Here is a 20,012-nt window from a genome sequence, read left to right as displayed (position 1 = left end):
ATGGATATTCGCAGGAATGACGGCCCTCTGGTCGTCGAACACAACGGCACCGCCACAACGCGTTTCTTGGTGGAGAAGGAAGAGCTTCGCCAGGAGACGATGGGAGGATACCTCGAACTGGTCTCGCGTTTTACGCTGGCACCGGGCAGCAAACTGGAACCGCACTCGCATGATTCCGACGAGTTGTACTACCTGCTGGAAGGCCAGGCCAAGATGCGGGTTGACGACGAGATTTCCACACTCAACCCTGGCGATCTGGTGCGTATTCCCCCGAACGCCATCCATTCGATCTGGCCGGCCAACGATGGCGAACCGATCACCGCCCTGGCCATGGGATTCAGCTACATGCCGGCTGACAGGGTCGGCTACACGGCATACCCGGATAACGGCGAGCCCCGGTGGGTTCCCCACGGGGAGGACTAAGCCGGTGGAACAACGAGCAGAAGCCCCGCGCCGGGTCGCGGTCGTCACAGGCGGTGGCCAGGGTATCGGATTGGCCATCGGCGAGCAGTTGGCGGCTGAAGGGGCCCACGTCGTCGTCGCTGATCTCAATGCTGAGAACGGTATGCGGGCGGCGGACCATTTGGGCGGATCGTATGTCGCAATGGATGTCACCGACATTTCGAGCATCGCCCGTGCAGCTTCCGAGGTGTTCAGATCACTGGGGCGGGTGGACATCTTGGTGAACAACGCCGGCATTGCCCATGAGGATGCCTCCCTGGACCTGTCCATGGAGACATGGAACCGGGTCATGGCAATCAACCTGACGGGACCGTTCGCGGTCACTCGGGAATTCGGCCGGATCATGACGGAACAGGGATCGGGAGCCGTCGTCAATATCTCCTCCATTTCGGCGTTTGTCGGTACCAGCCCGGAATTTCACCTCGCGTATGACGTTTCGAAAGCGGGGGTATCCCAGATGGCCCGCACCCTTGCGGTCGAATGGGCACCATTGGGGGTACGTGTTAACGCCGTGGCCCCGGGCAGGACTCGGACACCGATTCTGGAAGGTGTGGGAGACAGCGATCCGGGGCGCATGGAACAGTGGCTGGCCCAAGTGCCGCAACGACGCATTTTCGAACCGGCCGAGGTAGCGGCGGCAGTGTGTTTTCTGGCTTCGGAGGCCGCCAGCGGGATAACAGGGCACACGATGGTGGTGGACGGAGGCCAGACGGTGTCGTAGACACACGAACCTTGAAATCCGAAGGATGAACAGCCACCATCGGGTCGCCGACCGGAGACCAGTTCCCTCATCCCGTCCAAGGAACGGGATGACGGAACTGGTTTTTGCCGCGCCCGAGCACATCGAAGAAGTGCTGGGCACGGCACTCGTTCGGACCCGAGCGCGGAACTTCCAATCCGAGCTCTGCCAGACCAAAAATCGGTGCCTCCTCCCGCATCCTCGGCGGGGTCTATGGGGTATATCGGCTGTGCCGCGATCCTGAACACCGGGTTTCTGGAAGAGGAATCCCTCGAATCCTGGCGGAAGACCTGGGAGGTTAACGTCCTAGGAAACGTTATGGCGCTCAAAACCCTGATGCCGGTATTCGCCAGCGCCGAGTCGGCCTCGGTCGTATCGGTGAGCAGCATCGACGCAGACTTCGGAGAACAGCAGTTCGCCTGGTACGCATCGTCGAGGGCTGCGCTTAGCGGGGCGATCCGTTCAATCGCGCTCGACTACGGCCGGTCCGGGGTGAACATCAACATCCTGGCGCCGGGACCGATGCGGCGGGGCTGTTCAACCGCCACCTGGCCTCGGCTGACGATCCGGAACGGTTCCTGGCCACCCGCGAGGCCCGCCAGCCGAAGGGCCGGACCACCGGCGCCGACGGGGTCGCCAACGTGGCGCTGTTTCTCGCGTCTAAGCAGGCATCAGCCGTGTTCGGGAGCACCGTCGTCGCCGATGGCGGACTGACCGCTGGATTTGATTTCCTCACTGGCGAAGAAGGCGCGGCGGTAACAGCAAAGAAGTAAAGAAGCCAGGACGAGGAACCCAGGTCTGATTGAGGCAGGCGCGAAGGCACCGCGGCAGAGTCGGCCGTTCAGCAGGAAAGCTGACTCATGGACAGGAGTCGGATACCCGAGTCATATGCTCCCAGTACGTGCGACCTCGCGGCGATGGAAGCTTCGAGAGCTGCCACTATAAGACCCAGCCGACATTCTTGCTGGATGGTGGACGGCTTCACGGTAGGCTCCCATTGATGGGAGGTGAGCGTTTCAACCCCTTGCAGGTGCCCGTACCCTCGGAATGCGGCCCCGTGAGCTGGGTTCCCTCGTTCTACGGCGGCACCATAGACGGGATCAGCGTTGATGTGCCGGGAGCCATCGGTACAGGGTCGGTACGGACACACCCAGGTTTGAAGCGACTTCCTTGGCCGGCATGCCTTGGGCCAGGAGTTTTCTGGCTGCAGTCACCTTGCTGGCATCCATCAGCCTTTTGCGGCCCCCGAAACGGCCCTGTTCTCGGGCTGCCACCAGCCCGGCCTGAGTGCGTTCGATCATGAGTTCGCGTTCCATTTGGGCGAGGGATGCCATGACGTGGAAGAAGAACCGCCCGGATGCGGTGGTAGTGTCGATAGATTCGGTTAGGCTGACGAATCCGATGCCTCTGCTGCTGAGTTCGCCGACGAAGCCGATAAGATCCTTGACACTGCGTCCGAGGCGGTCGAGCTTCCAGACGACGAGAGTGTCGCCTTCGCGCAGGTTATCGAGGGCCCGGGAGAGTTGTTCGCGCTGACTTTTGGCTCCACTCGCCGTGTCTTCAAAAATCCGATCGCATTCCGCATCCCGTAGCGCCCGGCGCTGCAGGTCCAGCTTCTGGTCCCGGCCAGAGACCCTGGCATAGCCGATACGGTGTGCGCGCATGGTGTTGACCGCCCCTTCTCAAAACCCGTAAAGATAGCCTCCACTAATCGTAGAGTTTCGAGAACATTTTTTGAGAAGGTGTCGAGGTGGTTTTCCGCTCATATTTTTCTCAGTTGCCCTGGTTCTCGATTTCCATCGTTTTCAAGAAGCGATGGCTCTGACAAGCCCAGAACCCTCGTCAGAGCCAGCATCGTGTTCGTCTGTCAACCACGCACCCCCTGTTCACCCGCGCGCACACGCCGTCAGTTGCCGGTATTCAACTTGCACCGGAGCGGCCACTTAGGGCGGCGACGCCTGTCCTGGCCCCTTACGGTCGGGCAGGGGGCATTACGCATAAGTTGGCATTAAAGTATCGACTGTGCGGATTGGACTGCGTCACACTGAAGTACATGGGTGTAGTTCACGATGACGGGGCGGCCCGGGACGTGTCTGCTCTGAACCTCCCTGACGTTGGAAAGGTTGTTCAGCCCAGCAACGGCATCCCGCCCTGGGACTTGGTGCTGCCGGATTCGGAAGCTACTTCCGCCTGTCGCTCGTTCCTAAGGGATGTCCACTCGCGCCTTGCGGATCTTACGGTTCGCTCCTACGCCCTCGACCTCCAGCGGTGGTTCCGTTTCCTGTTCGCTATTCGGGTGGAGTGGGATAAGGCTACTCCGCTCGAAGTGACCGATTTTTTCATCTGGATGAAGCATGCAAAGAAGAGCAACGGGAATCAGAATAAAAGGAAGCGGGATCCACGAATATCTCGAAATGCCATTACGGGCAAGCGCTACTTGGATGATTCATTTTCGCAATCGACGATAAGCCGTAATGAAACCGTCCTGTTCCTATTCTATGAATTCCAGCGTAGAAATGGGGCGGTCCTTAACAATCCGGTGAATCGGGGCCGTAGCGATGGCGGTCGGGCGAACGCTCATCGCAACCCGTTGCAAGGCCGTAAGCGCAAAAGCAGTAATCGACATGGCAACGGGACAAAGCGTCTGCCTCGTAGCATGCCTGATGATCTGTTTGACGAGTTCTTCCAGGCCCTTGGCAATGACCGCGACCGAGCTCTTGTGGCAATGTACGTGAGTAGCGGCGCCCGCCCCGCCGAGATTTTGGGCCTCGACGTGGGTGACATCGACCTGCCAAAGGGGATAGTAACCGTCACTCGCAAGGGCGGGAATGGGCAAGACCTCCCCATATCTTGGGATGCGGTCGCTTGGTACCGGATCTACCAAGGGTCGGCGAGCTCCTTCGCCCCGAGTGACCCGGCGTGGAAGACCGTTCGCGGTGAACCCCGTCGGCTGACATACGAAGCGCTCCGGGCGATGTTCCGAAGGGCCAACAAGAAAAACGGGACCAACTGGACCGCACACGATCTGAGGCATACCACTGCGACGCGCATGCTTGCTCAAGGTACTCCGGAGCGAACCGTCCAAGAGGTTCTTGGACACGCAACGCTGGAAACCCTGAAGGTTTACACAGTCCCTCATTTCGACGACATGGTCGCCGCAGTTCGGTCTACGCGAGGCGATGCCAGCGCGCCGATAGAACCCCCTAGCGCACTCCCATACGACCCAGATGACCTGGACATCCTCTTCGGTAGGTGATGCGTAGTGACTGAGACCTCTGTCGTTACCCGATACAGGACCCGGAGCGGCCCCGCCGCGACAGTTCGCAGGACCAGCAGTCAGATCAATTACGACGACCTGTTGCGAAGCCACCATTCTGATGAATCGTGGCCGGCCGCCACTGCGAGTATTGCTCAACTCGAAGAGCAGTCCCAGCAACTCTCGCTGGGACAGTACAACCAGTCATGGCGTAGTTTCAGTTTTCGCCGTCTGCTGGATCACCTCTCCGAGTTCCCCGGTGATACGTGGCAGGACCGTTGGGTCGCCGCCAATCACGAGGCCGACTACAAACAGTGGAAGGGCATTCCAGGTAATAAACAGAGAACTATGTACGGTCTGCACATGCTGCTAGTGACTGGGGCCGTTCGCCCGAGCTACGGATGGCTGAAAGCAAACCAATTCAAGACCTGGGGCCTCATATTGTCACTCCGAGACGCAGCCGGCTATGAACGGCTGGAGGCGGCGTTTGGGCAGATCGGCAAGAGCTTGTACGAAAACCGTGCTGCCGTGGTCGTCCTCGCGCACATAGCTTGTCGTACCGGGAAAGGTCCGCTCGACATCACCGGCGAAGATCTGTTGGTATATCAACGCGCGATGCATGTAATGCGAGAGTTGGGCACCAGGGTCAGCGTCAGTGGGGTCCACCACGCATGGGACTGCCTGCGTGTCATGGGTACTCTCAATCATCCCGCCGAAACCCTAAGACTTGCAAAGTTGCAAGGGCAATTCACCGTCACCGAATTGGTTGACCGCCACAACATTGCGTCCAGACAGGTTAAGGAATGCCTAATCCGTTATCTGCGGGCTCGAGAGGCCAAGATGGACCATTCTTCCTTGCGGGGCCTCTCCCATGTTTTGTGTGGCCTTTTCTGGAAGGATATTGAGCAGCACCACCCCGGCATCGAATCCCTGGCTCTCAGCGAGGAGGCCGCGGCGGCATGGAGGCAGCGCGTGGCCGTCAAAGCCGACGGCACTGAACGCCGGGGGCGGTTTAATGTCATGCTGCAGGTCCGCGCGATGTATCTAGACATTGCGAACTGGTCGCAGTCCGATACCTATTGGGTACGATGGGTTGCGCCCTCGCCCGTCACAGAGAACGACGTAGCCGGGTACGGGAAGCAACAACGGGAAAATAAGGCTCGTTCGCACCAGCGGACGCGCGAACGTGCGCCTGAAGTCGATCGCCTGCTGCTGGCAACAGAGGTACAACTCCGACAAGTCGAAGGATGGCTGGCCGAAATTGCGCCACTACCAGTCGGCAGTGTCGTGGAGTTCCAAGGAGTAAAGTGCAAGCGCATCGGCACGAGCAAGGTCATGCTTCGGCCGCTTCGCGCGACGAGCCAACGCGATGACATCAACCTCACGACGCGTGAAGAAGATGCCTTCTGGGCCTGGGCCATTGTTAACCTTCTCCATCAGACCGGCCTACGCATCGAGGAACTGCTCGAACTTGACCAGTTCTCGATCCAAAGGTTCAAGCATCCTAAGACGGGCGAGGTAATTCCGCTGCTGCATGTCTACCCGTCAAAGAACGGCACAGAGCGACTTCTGGTCGCGTCGCCCGAACTCGTCCACGTGTTAGCGCGTATCGTGCATCGACTCCGGCAGGCAGACGGGACAATACCGCTGACGGTCCGTTACGACACCCAGGAGAAGGAGGCCCTCCCACCCGCTCCGCTACTGTTTCAGCGCTACCGCAGCAGGTGGATCGCATTCTCATACCAATATGTCTACGCCCTCATGGACAAGGCAGGAGAATGGGCTGAAATCACACACGCCAACGGCAGGCCACTAAAATTCCGGCCGCATGATCTACGCCGTATTTTCGCCACGGAGGCGCAAAGCAGTGGGGTGCCCATTCACGTTATTGCAGCTCTTCTTGGGCATGAGTCCATTGAAACCACTTCAATATACGCGGCAGCCTATCCGGAGCAAATTATCAGTGCGCACAGTCATTTCATTGCTCAGCGGCGCGCCTTAAATCCGCAGGCCGACCAGCGTGATATTACCGAGAAAGAATGGGAGGAGTTTCAGCAGTATTTTGTTGAAAGGAAGCTCAGCCTCGGTTCCTGTGGGCGTGCCTGGGGCACATCGTGCGAACATGAGCACGCCTGCGTTCGTTGTGGCCTGCTCCGACCGGATCCGGAAGCGCTCGACCGGTTCATCGATATTCGGAACAACCTTCGGGACCGCATCATTGAGGCCAAGGAGAATGGCTGGTTTGGTGAGGTGGAAGGGCTGGAGGTCTCGCTGCTGGCAGCCGAGGATAAGATTCGACGACTGCGGGGACTTACGGACCGGCCTGATGAGCCCACCTTTCTAGGGCTCCCTTCTGTTCGTCCGACAGGGCCCCAGCCGTAGAGAAGGTCCGGAGAAGGCAAGGAACTGGCCGAGCGGCACATCGAGATCGCCAAGGGCCTGCCCCACAACAAGGGCATCGTGGACCGGGACCTGGCGGTGTTCCTGGCCGGCACCCCTCAGATGGACGCCTACCGGCGCGACCTGTGGTGGGCCCAGGACTTCGCCGCCCGGTCCCGGTCGGTCATGATGGCCCTGTTCAAGGAGCAAATTGCCCGGCACTTCGCCCCGGTGAAGGTCACGTTCGGCGAGGAGATCAACGTCTACCACAACTATGTGGCCGAAGAGGTCATCGACGGCGAGACCATGCTGGTCACCCGCAAGGGCGCGATCCGAGCGGGCAGGGGCGACCTGGCCCTGATCCCGGGCTCGATGGGCACCGGCTCCTACGTGGTCCGCGGCCGCGGCAGCGACGCCTCCTTCCAATCGGCCTCGCACGGGGCTGGACGGAAGATGTCCCGCAACGCGGCCAAGAAGGCGTTCACGGTCAACGACCTGGTCGCCCAGACCGCCGGTGTCGAGTCGCGCAAGGACCAGGCGATCGTGGATGAAATCCCGGGCGCGTACAAGGACCTGCATTCGGTCATCGACGCGCAGCAGGACCTGGTCGAGGTCGTCCAGCACCTGCGGACCGTTCTCTGCGTCAAGGGCTGAGCAGGCGCTTCGCCGGCAGGACCTCCAGCCGCCGCCCGGTCCACGGCCCGCAGCGTGCGCGGCACGGACCGGGCGGCATCGGCCGGAGCACCGACCGGACCCCCTCACGCTCCCAGATACGCGTCCCGCAGCAGCATCTCGTCCGCCAGCAGGTCGCCCGGGTCGCCCTGGAAGGTCACGGCGCCGTTGGCCACCACGAGCGCCTCGTCCGCGATCTCCAGGGCCAGGTGGGCGAACTGCTCCACGAGCACCACGCCCACGCCGCCGTCGGCAATCTGCCGGATGACCGGCAGCAGGCGGCGGAAGACCACCGGCGCCAGCCCCAGTGACATCTCATCGATCAGCAGGTACTTGGGTGCGGCCAGGATGGACCGCGCCAGTACCACCATCTGCTGTTCCCCGCCGGAGAGCAGCGCGGTGGGGGAGTCGAGGCGCTTGTGCAGCTCCGGGAAGAGCTCCACCGTGCGGTCAATGTCCGCGGCATCCCGGGAGACGAGCCGCAGGGTCTCGCGCACGGTCAGCGAGGGAAAAATCGTCCTGCCCTGCTCAACGTGCTGGATACCGTTCCGCGCCCTGGTCCGCGGCGAGGCCGACCGCAGGTCGGTCCCGTCGCAGATGATCAGGCCGTCGTAGGTGCCGAGCACGCCCGAAACGGCTTCCAGCAGGCTGGTCTTGCCGGCGCCGTTGGGGCCCACCAGGGTCAGGACCTGGCCGGGGCCCACCTCGAAGGAAATGTCATGGACAACCGGGCCGATGCCGCGGCGGACGGCCACGTTTTCCAGCTTGAGGGTCATTGGGTTTCCACCTCTCCCATGTATGCGGCCAGGACCTCCGGGTTGGTGAAGACCTCGTTGGAGGATCCGGCGGCGATGACCTCGCCGAAATTCAGGACGGTGATCTCCGTGCAAACGCTGCGGACCAGGTCCAGGTCGTGTTCGATCACCAGCAGGGTGACGCCGAACCGCCCGGGAATTTCGCGCAGCCGTTCGGCGAAGCGCAGGTGCTCTTCGTGGGAGAGCCCGGCGGCCGGCTCGTCCAGCAGCAGCAGCTTGGGCCGCGCGGCCAGGGCCGCCGCCACCTCGATCAGGCGCCGCGTTCCGACGTCGACCATCTGCAGGGGAGCGTCCGGCGCGGGGCAGCCGAGGAACTCCAGGGCCTCCGCGGCCTCCTGCTGCCCGGCCGAAGCGCCCCCGACGAACCGGACGTAGGTACCGACCGACATGGTCGGCGGGACGCGGTCCTGCTGGAAGGTCCGCCGCAGGCCCAGGTGCGCCCGCCGGTGCGGCGGCACGGCCTGGACCGGCTCGCCGGCCAGCAGGATCCGGCCCTCGTGCTGCGGCAGGAAGCCGGTGAGCGCGTCGATGGTGGTTGACTTCCCGGCGCCGTTTGGCCCGATCAGGCCCATGATGGAACCCTCGCGCACATGGAAGCTGACGTCGCTGAGCGCCTTCAGGGCGCCGAACTGTACGGTCAGGTTCCGCACGTCGAGCAGGACCTTGCCCGAGCCCTGGGGCAGTTCGCCCGGGAGCGGTTCGAGGCCGGCCAGCCGCGAGTCGGTGTGCAGCAGGCCGCGGCCGCGGCGCCGTTTCACCAGTTTGTTCCGCAGGTCGGCGCCCAGGCTGGAATTCATGGTCAGCGCCTGGACCCCGAGGAGGGCGAACGCGACGTTGGACCAGTCCAGCGGCACGCCGACGCGCTTGAGCAGTTCCGGGAGCAGGACGAACACCACCGCGCCCAGGAAGGCCATCTCCAGGAAGTGCGCCCCGACGACGATGCTCAGCACGTACAGCCCGAGGGAACCGATGGTCTGGAAGGTGGTGAAATTGACCTGGGCGATCTGCCCCACGGTCAGCCCGCCGGCGATGCCGCCCGCGAAGGCCGAGACGGCGAAGGCGGTGAGCTTGGCGCGGGTGACGCTTTGGCCGACGGCGGCGGCACCGCGCTCGGAGAACGCGACGGCGCGCCAGGCGGCACCCCAGCGGCCGCGCTGCAGCCGGCCCACGGCCAGCACCACCAGCAGGGCAACGACGGCGGTGAAGAGGAAGTACCCGCGGTCCCCGGCGTTGGAAAAGGCGATGCCGAAGGGCCGTTCGATCCGCTCCACCGAGGAGGCGTCCGGGAAGGCGGTCCGCTGGAAGGTCAGGTCCACGGCCGCGGCGATTCCCAGGGTGACGACGGCGAGGTTGACCCCGCGCAGCCGCAGCGCCGGCAGGCCGACGACGACGCCGACCAGCGCCGCGGCAACACCGGCGGCCAGCAGCGCCAGCGGGAAGGCGAACAGCCCGAGCGAGGCGGACAGCTTCTGCTCCAGGAGCAGGTATTCCAGCACCCAGGCCCCGATGGCGGCGAAGGACAGCTGGCACAGCGCCATCATGCCGGCGGTGCCGGTGACCACGCCCAGGCCGATAAGGGAGATCCAGGCGATGAGCACGGAGGTTCCCACGAAGACCCAGTAGGCCGGCAGCGTGACGCCGAGCGCCAACGCCAGGACCAGTGCGGCGCCGCACGCCGCGAGCGTTCCGCCCTTGCCGGAGAGCACCTGTTCAGCGCGCAGCATCCCACTTCTCCTTTCGCTGGTTCCAGAGCAGGAAAACGATGACCGCCAGGATCGGGACCCAGTCCTTGAGGTTCACCAGCTGCGGGAAGGCGGTGAAGAGCCCCTGGAGCCCGCCGATGAGCAGGCCGCCGGCAATGGCCAGTTCCGCGCTCCGGAAGGCGCCGACCAGCGCGGCCGCCGCGGCCGGCACCATCAGGTTCGCCATGGAGGAGGCGCTGGAGACCTGGGTGCTGCCCAGCATGAAGACTGCCAGTCCGGAGACGGCGCCTGAGAACGCCCAGACGGCGACCTGCCAGCCGGTCACGTTGACCTTCAGCAGGGCTGCGGCCCGGGGATGGTCGGAGATGGCCCGCAGCCGGATGCCCACCGAGGTGTAGCTGAGCAGCAGCCGCGCCGCACCGGCAATGGCCACCGCCAGCACGAGCATGGCCACCCCGGCCTTGGTGACGACGATCGGTCCGCTGCTGAAGGCCGGGCCGACGAACAGCGGTGCCAGCGGCTGCGGACGGGTGCCGAAGAGGATGGAGGACAGCGACAGCAGCCCCATCAGGACGGCGACCGTGACCGCGGACCGGGCGGTCGCGGAGGCCTGGGCCAGCCAGCGGCTGACCACCCAGCCGACGACGACGGAGATCGCCGCGGCGGCCGCGATGGACAGCGCAGCCCGCCCCAGCGGGGACCCGTGGGCCCCGACCAGGCTCAGGGACAGGTAGGCGGCAAAGACCCCGACGGCGACCTGGGCGAAGTTGATCACCCGGGTGAGCATGGCCATCAGGGTCAGCAGGACCCCGAAGGTGGCGTAGATGGCGCCGGCGCCCAGGCCGACGATGAAAGACGGGAAGACATCCACGGAAAGCTCAGTTCTTGACGGCCTTGGTGGCCACCCAGCCGCGCTTGCCGCCGTCGAGCACCGGCCCGAGCGGGGTCCACGCGGTCTGGCCGGCAGCGAGCTTGACCGGGTACACGGTCTCGTTCGGGTGGTGGGCGTCGGCCTTGCCGAAGATCCACTCGTCCTGGGCCATCGGCTCGTTCACGCTCTGCTTCATCGATTCGGCCGCCTTGGTGAACGCCTCGCGCGTCGGCTCGCCCTTGATGGACTCGAGGATGTTGATGAAGTACTTCGCGGCCAGGTAGCCGCCCTGGGCGAAGGAGGTCTTCTCCACCTTGTGCTCGTCCATCACCTTCGACCAGTCGGCGCTGGCGTCGTCGGAACCGCCGTAGGGGGCGAACTCGGCGGGCACGTAGATGTCGCCCTGGTAGTTGGCGGTGGCGGCGAACTGGTCCGAGTACACCGCGGTGGTGGCCAGCACCGGCAGGTTCATCCCCTGGTTCGCGGCTTCGCCGAGGAAGCCGACGACGGCGTCGGCGACGTCGTTGATGAACACGGCGTCGCAGTCCTGCGAGCGCAGCTTGGAGATGTTGGCCGCGTAGCTGGACTGGCCGCGGGTCAGGCTGTCATCCAGGTACGCCAGATCCTTGCCGGTGGCCTTTTTCCAGGCATCGATGGACTGCATGACCGCGGGCTTGGCCGAGGCCGGCTCGGTGGTGATGACGGCGCAGATCTTGTTGAACTTCAGGTCCTCGGAGCCGTAGCTGAGGCTCATGAAGGAATCCAGGAAGGGGCCGGCATTCACCGGCGAGAAGTTCGGCGTCGTGAAGCACTCGGGCGCGGAGCCGACGGCGGGGATGCTCACGATGCCGGCGTCCTCGTAGGCGCGGTGGTTGACCGCGCAGTCGACGAGCGAGGCCGAACCCACCATGGCGATCGCGCCGGCGCCGAGCGCTTCCTTGGCGGCGGTGGCCGCGGTGCCCGGGTCGGTCTTGTCGTCGATCACGTTGAACTGGACCGGGCGGCCGTTGAGGCCTCCGGCCGCGTTGTAGTCCTCGAAGACGGCCTGCGCGGCTTTGGACGCCTCCGGGAAGAAGGAGAGCCCGCTGAGTGCGGACACGACGATGGGTTCGCCGGTGGCCGCGTTTTCCGAGCCGGAGGACGAACCGGCCGAGCAGCCGGCAGTCAGGAGCAGGGTGGCGGCGGCCGTGGCGGCTGCCGCGGTCCGAAGTCGGCGTGAGGTCATGTTGTTGCCTTTCAGCGTGTGAGGTAGCGCCGCGGTCACAGGAGGAGATCCCCGGGCGGCGGAGCGGGCCAAGCCCTTTCGAGAAGCCTAAGGAGCGCAAATTGTGGCGTGGGGCACAACACTTACGATTCCGCGCACTAAGAAAACTGGTCGCTATCAGCGCTGCTTTTGGAAAATGTGGTCAACCGACAGCATCCCGGGACCCGTCAAAACGGGTCCCGGGATGCTGGTCCCGGCCGCTCAAGAGCGGCAGCCTGCGTGCGCCGAGGCAGGTGGGGATATGGTCAAAGCCGCTTGACGCCGATGGTGTGGGCGGTGGTGAACTCCTCGATGGCCCATTCGCCGTTGAAGCGGCCCAGGCCGGAGTTGCGTTCGCCGCCGAAGGCCACGTGGGCCTCGTCCTGGACGGTCATCTCGTTGATGAAGGTCATGCCGGCCTTGACCCGCTGGGCGAACCGCACACCCCGGTCCAGATCCTGGGTGAACACCGCGCTGGACAGTCCGTACACGTGGTCGTTGGCCAGGGCCAGGGCGTGCTCCTCGTCGTCGGCCTTCAGGATCGCGACCATCGGCCCGAAGATCTCCTCGCGGGCGATCTCCATGTCCGCGGTGACGTCGGCGAACACGTGCGGGGGCACCACGCGGCCCTCGACCTGCCCGTCAAGCACCGTGCGGGCACCGGCGGCCCGGGCGCCGTCGATCTTGGCTTTCAGGCCCGCCAGCTGGGAGTCGTTGACCACCGGGCCCACCAGGGTGCCTTCCGCCGAGGGATCGCCGAACGGCACGGCCCGGGCGGTGGCGGTGAACTTCTCCACGAACTCGTCGTAGACCGGGGCGGCGACGATGATCCGGTTGACGGACATGCAGATCTGGCCCGAGTGCAGGAAGGTGCCGGGCACGGCCTGCCCGACGGCGGCCTCCAGGTCGGCGTCGTCCAGCACCACGAGCGGGGCGTTGCCGCCGAGCTCCAGGGAGACCTTCTTCAGGTGCTCCCCGCCGCTGGCGACCCTGCCGACATTCCGGCCCACCGGCGTCGAACCGGTGAAGGAGATCAGCCGCGGCACCGGGTGCGCGACGAACTCATCGCCGATCTCCGAGCCGGCGCCGGCCACCACGGACAGCACGCCGGCCGGCAGGCCGGCCTCCTCGAAGATCCGGGCGATCAGCAGGCCGCCGGTCACCGGGGTGTCGCTGGCCGGCTTGAGGACGACGGCGTTGCCCAGGGCCAGCGCCGGGGCCACCGAGCGCTGGGACAGGTGCAGCGGGAAGTTCCACGGGCTGATCACCCCCACCACGCCGACCGGCTTGCGGTAGACCCGCAGTTCCCGGTCCGGGGTGTTCGAGGGGTGGATGGTGCCGTGCACGCGGGTCGGGAACGAGGCGGACTCCTGCGTGATGCCCACGGCCAGGGAGACCTCGATGTTGGCCTTGAGCACGGTGGAGCCGGACTCCTTCACCAGCCACGACACGATTTCTTCGCGGCGTTCCTCGAGGAGTTCCGCTGCGCGGCGGATAATGCGGGCCCGCTCGGACGGTGCGGTGGCGGCCCAGCCGGCCCGGGCAGCCTCGGCGGCGCGGTAGGCCTCGTCCAGGTCCTCGCTCGAAGCCTGGCGGATTTCGGCCACCACCGAGTCATCGAACGGGTTTCTGTCCGTGTTCACCTTCTCCGAACGGCCCGCGCGCCACTCGCCGGCGATGAACTGGATGTCCACAGGCCGCCCGGCGAACGTGGCGGTCATAGTCTCTGCAGTCACAGTCATGTCTTACTCCTTTATGGGGTTCGCTACCGCCCTGCCGATGGCTGGCGGCGGATCGTGTGGTGGTCGTACCGATTTGAGATGTCCGGGGTTGTAGTGGCGCCGCGGCGATGGCTGACCCGGTCCTATCGTGCAGGCCTCAGCGCTGCCCTCTGGACCGGCCAGTACCCACGTTGATGACGTCGAGGTCCTGACCGACGATGAGGCGACCGCTGAACCCCTTCTGGGCGTTCCGCCATTCGCGCTCGGGCCGGTGCGGGGGGACGAAGTGGTGCAGCACAAGTTTCTTCGCCCCCGCCCGCTCCGCTACGGGGCCCACGTCCTCGATGGAGGTGTGCGCGGACAGCAGGTGCTGGACCAGCCCTTCCTGCTGGGGAGTACGCGGTTTGGGAAAACCTTCCTCCACGGCGGCCACGGACATGACCTCGTGCAGCAGGACGTCTGCGCCGTCCGCGAGCCTGATCAGGTTGTCCGAAGGGCTGGTGTCACCCGAGAAGACGACGGAGCCGTCCTCCGTATCAAACCGGAACGCAAATGCCGGGAAGATCGGCGCATGCTGCACCAGGATGCCGGTGACCTTGACCCGGTCGTCCTCATAGACATCGATGGGATTCATGGCCGGATGCGGAGTGCCGTTGGGATCGGCCGCCAGCTCGGACGGCAGGACGATGTCGTGTGCCTCCACCAGATTGTGCGGAGAGGGCTTCCCATTGTCGCGGGACCTGTCGTTATAGTCGGTCGCGAAAGCCCTGATCAGGTGGTGCCACATAGCGGTGGTCCCGGGAGTCGGTTCCTCGGGCGCGACGATTGCAGGCTCTGGGACGCCCCCGAACACCGGAGGCAACACTCCTCTGTCGCCCGGGCCGATGAGCTGGACCGGAGGGTCCGCCCGGTCGAGGCCGGCGAACAGTCCCGAGGTGAAGAGGGTGGCCAGGTCGGAGACGTGATCGGAATGCAGGTGAGTCAGGAAGACCGCCCGCAGTCCGTCCAGCGGCTCGGCAGGAAGCTTGTTCCAGTTGCCCAGCCTTGCTTTCAGGAGCTGGTGGTAGATGCCGTGGCCGGCATCGACCAAGTAGTACCGGTCCCCCACGACGACTGCCGATGAGATGCCGTGACGGTCCGAGCCCTGCAGCAGGGACGGCCCTCCGGCTGTCCCGAGCAGCACCACGTGGGTATTCGATCGAGGGGTGCGATGGCCGGATGCGGCGGCCGGTGCCGCGGCTGTGGTGGCGAGGGCGGCAGTGGCCGCCCCGGCTCCGAGCAGGGCACGTCGCGTGACGGCACGTGCGGACGATTCGTTCATGAGTGGTGTCCTTTCAGGTGCTCCGGACGCGCCCCGTCGGGCCAGGCTCCGCGACGGAACCTGGCCCGAACAACAGGACGCTCGCCGGTGCCGGGATCAGGGGAAGACGACGACGGGCTTGAGGGTGGTGCCCTTGGCTGAGTCCTCGAATGCCTCGTTGATCTGCCCGAACGGGTAGGTCTTGACCAGCCGGTCGAAGGGGAACAGGCCGGCACGGTGCAGTTCCATCAGCCGCGGGATAAACACCGACGGGATCGACTCGCCCTCGACGATCATCTTGATCGTGAGGCCCATGGGCAGCGACGACCCAATGTCGAAGGTGGCGCTGGTCCCCAGTGCCGCCGCGCCGACCACACCGGCCGTCCCGCGCGGGGCGAGGGACTCGATCATCCCGGTGAAGACGGCCGGCACCCCGGTGGTCTCCAGCGCGTATTGCACGCCCTGCCCGGTGATCTTCCTGATCTCTTCGGCGGGGCTGCCGCCGTCCACCAGCACAGTGTGGGTCGCGCCGAGCTCCCGGGCCAGTTCGAGCCGCTCCGCGTTCCGGTCGACGGCGATGACCACGGAGCAGTGCGCCACCTTGGCGGCCATGACCGCCGACAACCCGACAGCTCCGGCGCCGAAGACGGCCACGGCGGAACCTGGCTCGGGGTCCAGTACGTTGAGGATTGCCCCGGCGCCCGTCTGGATGCCGCAGCCCAGCGGGGCGAGGATCTCCAGCGGTGCGTCGCGGTCGACCTTCACGGCGCAGCGGACGGGGACGTTCGCCAGGGCGGCGAAGGAGCTCTGGCCGAAGAAGTGGGAGGAGACCTGCTGTCCGTCCAGTGAGTAGGAGGTGCTGCCGTCGGTGCGGCGGCCGCCGAAGTTCCGGTCGAACATGTCCTCGCAGTAGGACAGTTCCCCGGACAGGCACCGCCGGCAGGTTCCGCAGGAGCTGAAGCTCAGCAGCACGCGGTCACCGGCCTCGAACCCGCTGACGCCCTGCCCGAACGCTTCGACGATGCCGGCTCCCTCGTGCCCCAGGACCGCGGGCAGGGGCGTCGGATACCACTGGTCGCGGACGATCGCGTCGGTGTGGCAGACCCCGCTGGCCACCATCCTCACCTGCAGCTCTCCCGGAGCCGGTCCGCCGACCTCCACCTCGGTGATGGTCAGCGGTGTCTCCGGGGCCGTGGCCACGGCTGCCATGGTCTTCATGCTGCTTCTCCTTCCATGGTGACGAGCACCTTGATGACATCCGACGCGCCCTGGGCGAGCCGTTCGTAGGTTGCGGGCACATCGCCCAGGGGGACGGTGTCGGTGAACATGGGTGTCGGGTCGAGCCTGCCCGCGGCCACCAGTTCCATCAGCGTGTCCATCTGCGTCAGGTCGCCCAGGCCCGTCCACACGGTGACGTTCTTCATGAGCAGGGATCCGAAGTCCATCGACAGCGGCTGGGCGGCGATGCCCAGCAGCGCGATCCGTCCGCCGACCGCGGCCAGGTCGCAGGCCATGTCCATGGTCGCCTGCACTCCGGCCGCGTCGACGATCGCCTCGGTCCCTCGCCCGCCGGTCAGCCCGGCGACGGCGTCGGCGGTATCCGGCCCGGGCCTCAGGACGACGTCGGCGCCCAGGCGCCGGGCCATCTCACCGCGCGACTCCACCGGGTCGATCGCGATCACGCGGGTGGCGGCGGTCAGCCGTCGTCCGGTGTGGACTGCCGAGAGGCCTACCGGTCCGCAGCCGATCACCACGAGGGTGTCGCCCGGGGCGGGGGCCGCCTGCAGCACGCCGGACCAGCCGGTGGTGAGCACGTCGCCCACGGCGATCGCGGCGGCGTCGCTGACGTTCCGGGGCACGTGGACCAGCGTCTGGTCGGCCCAGGGCACCCGCAGCACTTCGGACTGCGCGCCGCCCAGGCCGCCCATGGCCGGCCCGGAGCCGAGGATGCCGCCGCGCAGGCATCGCTGGTGCTGGCCCCGGGTGCACATCTCGCAGGAGCGGCAGTAGGGTGCCGCGGGTCCGGTGACGCGGTCGCCGATGCCGAAGCGCGTCACGGCCGGGCCGACGGCGACGATCTCACCGACGTACTCGTGGCCGAGCGGGAAGCCGGTCTCCGGGGTGATGTGCCCGGCCACGATGTGCAGGTCGGAACCGCAGATCGCCGCTGCGTGCACCCTGACGAGCGCGTCGGTGGGCTGCACCAGCTCGGGGGACGGCACGTCCGCCAGGCTCACCTGCCCCAACTCGGGGAAGAGGACCGACCTCACTGCCCGCTCACCACCTGGCGCGTGCAGGCCATCAGCGTCAGCGCCGCGTCGGAGCCGCCCACGGTGGCCGCGGTGTGGGTGGAGGTGTAGGCGAACACCAGTCCGGTGTCCGGGTCCACGGCCACCACGGACCCGCCGGCGCCCTGGTGGCCGAAGGACCGGCCGCCGAAGTACGGGAAGAACCCGTGGGCCAGTTCCACGCCCGAGCCGTAGCGGCTGACGTGCGCCAGCGTGCGGTCCATGCCGTGCCGCTGCTCGGCGATCATGCCCTCCAGCTGGTCCGGGGACAGCAGGGCCTCACCCTGCCCGAAGCCCAGGACCGCGTTGGCGACGGCGGCCAGGTCCCGCGCCGTGCTGACGCCGGACATGGCCGGCCAGTCGGCCTGGATGACCCGCGGATCGGAGAAGAACCCGGGCGAGTCCTGCAGGATCGGCACCATGGACCCGTCGGGCAGGGCCCGGCCGGAGGCCAGGTCCGCGGCCTGGGCCTCGGTGAGCACCGGAGCCTCGAAGGTCAGCGGGGCCACCCGGGGCAGCACGTCGTCGGGCGCGCCGAACCAGAAGTTGGCACCGGACGGTCCCGTAATGTGTTCGGCCACGTAGTCCTGCACCGTGGTGCCCGCCCCGTGGCGGAAGACCCCGGACATCAGCGCGCCGTAGGTGAACGGCTGGTATCCATGGTCCGTGCCCGGCTCCCAGCGCGGGTCCTGCTGCTCCACGGCCTCATCCAGCGCACCGGCCACCAGCTCGTCCGTGGTCAGCGGACGGTCGATGCCGTTGATCCCCGAGGAGTGGTTGAGCACCATGCGGGCGGTGACGGTGCGGGTGGCGTCCCGGTCGAACGCCGGCCAGGTCTCGGCCAGGGGACGGTTCAGGTCCAGCACGCCGTGCCCGTGGGCGTGGGCGGCGGCGAAGGCCACCAGCAGCTTGGAGACGGAGTACACCTGCACCGGGGTGTCCTGGTCCATGGAGCCCCCGGCCACATCGACCAGGGTCTGGCCGTTCCGGGTGACGACCAGCTGCGCGCCGCCGGCCGAGCGGGCCAGCGTGCGGGAGAAGGCCTCGCGGATCTCGGCTCCGGCTCCGGCGTGGGTGCCGGCGACCTCGGCGACGGGCGGCAGTACGGGGGTGGACGGCTGTGTCATGCTGCGGCCTCCTGTGCAGTGGCGTTCTGGAGCCGGACGGAATCGTAGAACCCCGGGGTTTCCCGGCGCGGGATGGCGATCCCGAACTTCTGCTCCAGATCGGTAATCAATTGGTCCAGGACTGCGATATCCACCTGGTTGACGTTGCGGCGCACGTCCAGGAAGGGGAAATCGCCCTTGAGGTTCGGCCGGAATTCCTCCCGGATATAGCGCAGCGCCTCGGCGTTCTCGCCCGTGAGGGTGGCCTTGATGTCCGCCACTACCAGCTGGGACAGCTGGTCGAAGGTGGCCCACGCGTCCGCGCGGCTCGGGTGCAGGACGCCGATCCCGTAGAGGTTGGGAACGTTCAGGGCCAGGGCGCCGAGGTGGAAGTGCGGATGCCCGGCCTCGTAGTCCAGGGCGCCCTCGGGCAGCCACGGGATGTCAATGTCGTAGCCGGTGGCGAACACCACCAGGTCGATCTGTTCGCGGCTGCCGTCCTCGAATTCCACTTCGGTGGCGTGGAAGCGCTTGATGTTGGGGCGGTGCTTCAGCGTGCCGTGCGAGAAGCAGTGCAGGGCCAGGTCGCTGACGATCGGCTGGGTCGAGCCCAGGATCACCCCTTCGGGCTTGGGCAGGCCGTACTGGCCCAGGTCGCCCACCGTGGACAGGGCGAGGTGGATGATATCGATCAGTTCCAGCTCGCCGGTGACGCCGGGAACCGGCGGCAGCGCGACCTTGCCGTTGAGCAGGTCCGGAGTGGGGACCCCGAAGACCTGCTTGGGCAGGAAGTGGTAGGCCCGGCGCGTGGAGAGGAACGCGGCGTCGGCGTGCTCGGCGGCGTCGACGGCGATGTCGACGCCGGAGTTTCCGGCCCCGACGATCAACACGCGCTTGCCGTCGAATTCCTCGGGGTCCCGGTAGAGGTTGCCGGTGATGATGGTGCCCTGGAACCCGTCCTCGCCCTCGAAGGACGGCTTGAACGGGTCCCACTGCTGGCCGCCGGCGTAGACGACGCCGCGGTAGAGCTTTTCGCTGCCGTCGCTGAACCGGACCGTCCAGGCGTCCGTGCCGGCGACGACCGTGGGCCTGGCCTCGGTGACCGCGAGCCCGAAGCGCGTCCGCTCGGTCAGGCCGTAGGCGTCGGACATCTTGCGGATGTACTCCAGCACCAGGCGCCAGGACGGGTACATCGGGTAGTCTTCGGGCATCGGGAAGTCCAGGAACCCGCCGAGCCATTTGCTGGTGATGAAATGGCAGGTCTCGTACATGGGCGAGCCGGGGTTGTCGATGTCCCAGATCCCGCCGGACGCCGAGTGGCGTTCCACGATGTCGATCTCGACGTCTGCCTTGAGCAGGGCGCGGGCCGCGATCAGCCCGCTGGGTCCGGCCCCGACCACCAGGTAGTTCTCCGGGGCGGCTTCGATGCTTGCATTCATGTCTTAGGTCCTTCCACC

Annotated in this window: 16 protein-coding genes and 2 pseudogenes; 7 read left to right on the top strand and 11 right to left on the bottom strand. The window is 66.0% G+C overall.

Annotated elements, in window-relative coordinates:
• From ACFQ36_RS03785 to ACFQ36_RS03770, 4 genes and pseudogenes are all read left to right on the top strand, one after another.
• The gene (locus ACFQ36_RS03785; RefSeq protein WP_377010781.1) at positions 1-423 is read left to right on the top strand and encodes a cupin domain-containing protein; all 423 of its coding nucleotides are present in this window, start codon (positions 1-3) and stop codon (positions 421-423) included.
• A 4-nt stretch (positions 424-427) separates the two neighbouring features.
• Positions 428-1,183 carry an SDR family NAD(P)-dependent oxidoreductase gene (locus ACFQ36_RS03780; RefSeq protein ID WP_377010779.1) on the top strand — a complete coding sequence of 252 codons (756 nt, stop codon included), beginning with the start codon at positions 428-430 and terminating at the stop codon, positions 1,181-1,183.
• A gap of 231 nt (positions 1,184-1,414) precedes the next feature.
• Positions 1,415-1,729: pseudogene (locus tag ACFQ36_RS03775) on the top strand (SDR family oxidoreductase); the annotation flags it as partial.
• 5 nt (positions 1,730-1,734) lie between these two features.
• The gene (locus tag ACFQ36_RS03770; protein WP_377010824.1) at positions 1,735-1,974 is read left to right on the top strand and encodes an SDR family oxidoreductase; all 240 of its coding nucleotides are present in this window, start codon (positions 1,735-1,737) and stop codon (positions 1,972-1,974) included.
• 327 nt (positions 1,975-2,301) lie between these two features.
• On the opposite strand, the gene ACFQ36_RS03765 is transcribed toward ACFQ36_RS03770, so the two are convergent.
• Complete coding sequence (locus ACFQ36_RS03765) at positions 2,302-2,865, bottom strand: recombinase family protein (RefSeq protein ID WP_377010776.1); 564 nt, start codon at positions 2,863-2,865, stop codon at positions 2,302-2,304.
• 425 nt (positions 2,866-3,290) lie between these two features.
• Between ACFQ36_RS03765 and ACFQ36_RS03760 the strand changes: the two genes are divergently transcribed.
• From ACFQ36_RS03760 to ACFQ36_RS03750, 3 genes and pseudogenes are all read left to right on the top strand, one after another.
• Positions 3,291-4,457 (top strand): tyrosine-type recombinase/integrase, encoded by a 1,167-nt coding sequence (locus ACFQ36_RS03760; RefSeq protein WP_377010774.1) that lies wholly within the window; start codon positions 3,291-3,293, stop codon positions 4,455-4,457.
• Between the two features lie 6 nt (positions 4,458-4,463).
• Positions 4,464-6,839, top strand: coding sequence for a tyrosine-type recombinase/integrase (locus tag ACFQ36_RS03755; protein WP_377010772.1), 2,376 nt, complete (start codon positions 4,464-4,466; stop codon positions 6,837-6,839).
• Between the two features lie 15 nt (positions 6,840-6,854).
• Positions 6,855-7,490 (top strand): annotated as a pseudogene (locus tag ACFQ36_RS03750) (RtcB family protein); the annotation flags it as partial.
• Positions 7,491-7,594: 104 nt separating this feature from the next.
• Here the strand turns inward: ACFQ36_RS03750 and ACFQ36_RS03745 are convergent.
• The 10 genes from ACFQ36_RS03745 to ACFQ36_RS03700 all read right to left on the bottom strand — a co-directional run bounded on the left by ACFQ36_RS03745 (position 7,595) and on the right by ACFQ36_RS03700 (position 19,994).
• Entirely contained in the window at positions 7,595-8,284 is a 690-nt protein-coding gene (locus tag ACFQ36_RS03745) for an ABC transporter ATP-binding protein (RefSeq protein ID WP_377010770.1), read from the bottom strand.
• Positions 8,281-10,047 (bottom strand): ATP-binding cassette domain-containing protein, encoded by a 1,767-nt coding sequence (locus tag ACFQ36_RS03740; RefSeq protein ID WP_377010768.1) that lies wholly within the window; start codon positions 10,045-10,047, stop codon positions 8,281-8,283. Before ACFQ36_RS03740 ends, ACFQ36_RS03745 begins: the two co-directional genes overlap by 4 nt.
• The gene (locus tag ACFQ36_RS03735; protein ID WP_377010765.1) at positions 10,034-10,897 is read right to left on the bottom strand and encodes a branched-chain amino acid ABC transporter permease; all 864 of its coding nucleotides are present in this window, start codon (positions 10,895-10,897) and stop codon (positions 10,034-10,036) included. The genes ACFQ36_RS03740 and ACFQ36_RS03735 overlap by 14 nt, the downstream gene beginning before the upstream one ends.
• Positions 10,898-10,904: 7 nt before the next feature.
• On the bottom strand, positions 10,905-12,122 hold the full coding sequence (locus ACFQ36_RS03730; protein ID WP_377010762.1) for an ABC transporter substrate-binding protein: 1,218 nt from the start codon (positions 12,120-12,122) through the stop codon (positions 10,905-10,907).
• A 284-nt stretch (positions 12,123-12,406) separates the two neighbouring features.
• Positions 12,407-13,882 carry an aldehyde dehydrogenase family protein gene (locus tag ACFQ36_RS03725; RefSeq protein WP_377010760.1) on the bottom strand — a complete coding sequence of 492 codons (1,476 nt, stop codon included), beginning with the start codon at positions 13,880-13,882 and terminating at the stop codon, positions 12,407-12,409.
• Between the two features lie 136 nt (positions 13,883-14,018).
• Complete coding sequence (locus tag ACFQ36_RS03720) at positions 14,019-15,182, bottom strand: MBL fold metallo-hydrolase (RefSeq protein ID WP_377010758.1); 1,164 nt, start codon at positions 15,180-15,182, stop codon at positions 14,019-14,021.
• Between the two features lie 96 nt (positions 15,183-15,278).
• Complete coding sequence (locus ACFQ36_RS03715; protein WP_377010756.1) at positions 15,279-16,379, bottom strand: NAD(P)-dependent alcohol dehydrogenase; 1,101 nt, start codon at positions 16,377-16,379, stop codon at positions 15,279-15,281.
• Positions 16,376-17,431 carry a zinc-binding dehydrogenase gene (locus ACFQ36_RS03710; RefSeq protein ID WP_377010753.1) on the bottom strand — a complete coding sequence of 352 codons (1,056 nt, stop codon included), beginning with the start codon at positions 17,429-17,431 and terminating at the stop codon, positions 16,376-16,378. Before ACFQ36_RS03710 ends, ACFQ36_RS03715 begins: the two co-directional genes overlap by 4 nt.
• Positions 17,428-18,576, bottom strand: coding sequence for a serine hydrolase domain-containing protein (locus tag ACFQ36_RS03705; protein ID WP_377010751.1), 1,149 nt, complete (start codon positions 18,574-18,576; stop codon positions 17,428-17,430). Before ACFQ36_RS03705 ends, ACFQ36_RS03710 begins: the two co-directional genes overlap by 4 nt.
• A complete protein-coding gene (locus ACFQ36_RS03700; RefSeq protein ID WP_377010749.1) occupies positions 18,573-19,994 on the bottom strand; it encodes a flavin-containing monooxygenase in 1,422 nt (473 codons plus the stop codon). The genes ACFQ36_RS03705 and ACFQ36_RS03700 overlap by 4 nt, the downstream gene beginning before the upstream one ends.
• Between the last annotated feature and the right edge of the window lie 18 nt (positions 19,995-20,012).

The sequence above is a fragment of the Arthrobacter sp. GCM10027362 genome (genome assembly GCF_042679445.1).
GTDB lineage: Bacteria > Actinomycetota > Actinomycetes > Actinomycetales > Micrococcaceae > Crystallibacter.
The sequence above is the reverse complement of the archived record's forward strand: the minus strand, read 5'-3'. Positions and strand labels throughout refer to the sequence as shown.

Bases quoted from the DNA above. Each gene is read 5' to 3' on its own strand.
- ACFQ36_RS03785 (WP_377010781.1), top strand. From the start codon at position 1: ATGGATATTCGCAGGAATGACGGCCCTCTGGTCGTCGAACACAACGGC.
- ACFQ36_RS03765 (WP_377010776.1), bottom strand. From the start codon at position 2,865: ATGCGCGCACACCGTATCGGCTATGCCAGGGTCTCTGGCCGGGACCAG.
- ACFQ36_RS03745 (WP_377010770.1), bottom strand. From the start codon at position 8,284: ATGACCCTCAAGCTGGAAAACGTGGCCGTCCGCCGCGGCATCGGCCCG.
- ACFQ36_RS03740 (WP_377010768.1), bottom strand. From the start codon at position 10,047: ATGCTGCGCGCTGAACAGGTGCTCTCCGGCAAGGGCGGAACGCTCGCG.
- ACFQ36_RS03730 (WP_377010762.1), bottom strand. From the start codon at position 12,122: ATGACCTCACGCCGACTTCGGACCGCGGCAGCCGCCACGGCCGCCGCC.
- ACFQ36_RS03725 (WP_377010760.1), bottom strand. From the start codon at position 13,882: ATGACTGTGACTGCAGAGACTATGACCGCCACGTTCGCCGGGCGGCCT.
- ACFQ36_RS03720 (WP_377010758.1), bottom strand. From the start codon at position 15,182: ATGAACGAATCGTCCGCACGTGCCGTCACGCGACGTGCCCTGCTCGGA.
- ACFQ36_RS03715 (WP_377010756.1), bottom strand. From the start codon at position 16,379: ATGAAGACCATGGCAGCCGTGGCCACGGCCCCGGAGACACCGCTGACC.
- ACFQ36_RS03705 (WP_377010751.1), bottom strand. From the start codon at position 18,576: ATGACACAGCCGTCCACCCCCGTACTGCCGCCCGTCGCCGAGGTCGCC.
- ACFQ36_RS03700 (WP_377010749.1), bottom strand. From the start codon at position 19,994: ATGAATGCAAGCATCGAAGCCGCCCCGGAGAACTACCTGGTGGTCGGG.